This window comes from Sphingobium cupriresistens, assembly GCF_004152865.1.
Taxonomy (GTDB): Bacteria; Pseudomonadota; Alphaproteobacteria; order Sphingomonadales; family Sphingomonadaceae; genus Sphingobium; species Sphingobium cupriresistens.
Genome location: NZ_SEOO01000106.1, coordinates 1 through 1,674, shown reverse-complemented (window position 1 = coordinate 1,674; position 1,674 = coordinate 1). Strand labels below are relative to the sequence as shown.

1 protein-coding gene is annotated in these 1,674 nt (G+C 62.8%); it reads right to left on the bottom strand.

Features of this window, described 5'->3' with window-relative positions:
* Positions 1 to 82: 82 nt before the first annotated feature.
* Complete coding sequence (locus EWH12_RS21780; protein ID WP_165363704.1) at positions 83 to 1,672, bottom strand: integrase catalytic domain-containing protein; 1,590 nt, start codon at positions 1,670 to 1,672, stop codon at positions 83 to 85.
* Between the last annotated feature and the right edge of the window lie 2 nt (positions 1,673 to 1,674).

Genomic DNA, 1,674 nt, shown 5'->3' with positions numbered 1-1,674 from the left:
GCGACGATCTGGATGAGAGGCCGTGTTGCCTCATTAAGCGATGTTCCCGAGCGGCATAGCCATTGCCTCACGTAAATGCTCCCTACAGGAGATCACCCTCACGGACTATTCCTTGCGCGACTGGGGGCCGCGCAGCGGAGCCGGAGGCGACGCGGAGCGGTACCCAGTCGCGCGGCAACGAAGAGACGGTCTCTGCCCCCAAGCGCCTGCCAGCGGGGGCAGCTGACGGGTTGAATACCAAGGCACGCGCCTGTTCTGATCGCCACACCTTCAACCGGCGCTGCACGGTCCGCAGCAGACCATCCGGATAATCGCCAGGCTGCTCAGCCTGTAGCTTCTCGAGCAACTCCCGACCGGTGCGCCATGGCTCCTCCTCGAACCACGCCTTCAACTGTTCAGTCACCGTCGCAAGCGGATCAGGACGGCGGCGCCAACGCTTCTGCGGGGCCTTTGCGGTTGCTGTCGGCCTTGCCTCGCCTTCGTGCCACAAGGTCCGCAGGCTCGTCATGAACGCATCCAGCGTTGGCGGCGAGGGTTCCGACGGATTCATTACGACTGCCCCGTCGGCCAGTCCCACCAACTTTTCTTGCGCCGTTCGGATGTCCCGCAACAGCCGGACCGGATCGAGATCGGCGAACGCCTCGCGGAGGTTTCGGCGCGTCTCCTCGGAGGTCCGTGGGTCGGCCAGCAACCGCTGGAACGGTGTCGCGGGAGCATGGTATCGCTTGTAGACCTTGGCGCCATCGCGTTGCTTCTCGGCAAGCTTGAACGATGGCTGGAAAAAGTTCACGAACAGGCGGGCAGCCGTGTACAATTCCGCTAACGCGCCGGTGGCTGCCAGGCCCTCGAACCGGCGATAGCCCGTCAGGCGCCGAACGACGGAACCGTTTTTCTGCTCAACCCAGGCCTGATCATTCTTGCGATAAGGACGGCAGCGGGTGAACGCGATCCCATGAGCCACGCAATAATCGCGCACCGTCTCGTTAATAAATACGCTGTCGTTGTCAGAGTCGAATCCCAGCAAGGGGAAAGGCATCAGCCTGCGCAGTTCGGTAAGCACAGCCACCAGCAGCGTCTGCTCGCGCACCAGCAACGGTGCGCATTCAGTCCAGCCCGTTGCGATGTCGGTTAAAGTGAACGTCCAGGCCCAGCTACCTTTTGCTGCCGGTCCGCTGTGCGAAACCAGATCGACCTCCATGTGCCCCGGCGCCGGATCACCCCAGTCGTCGAATGTACGGATCGGTACGCTGCGCCGGAGCTCGGTTCCAGATACGCCACGCCGCCGCTTTTTCGTCTGGCCTGCCTCGCGTATGGCGCGCAGTGAGCGGTCGATCGTCGCCGCGCTCATCCGGAACAGACTGGCCTTGACCTGCGGCGCCAGATCGAGGTGACCATGACCTTCCATCGCTTCGACAAGGATCGGAATGAGCGGCTTAAGCCGCTTGCCGCATAAACGGTCGCTCGCCTCCCACAACACCACTAGTGCAGTGCGCACAGCCTCATCGTAGACCCTGCGCCCGACACGCCCAGGAGTTCGGTCCGATGCCTCCTGCCGGAGAACCCTCATCGCATGTTTGCGATGGAACCCCGTGACCGCAACGAACTCATCGAGCACCTTGCCCTTACTCGACCGATCGCATGCCCGGTATCGCGCGCCGACCGCCTCGATCAATT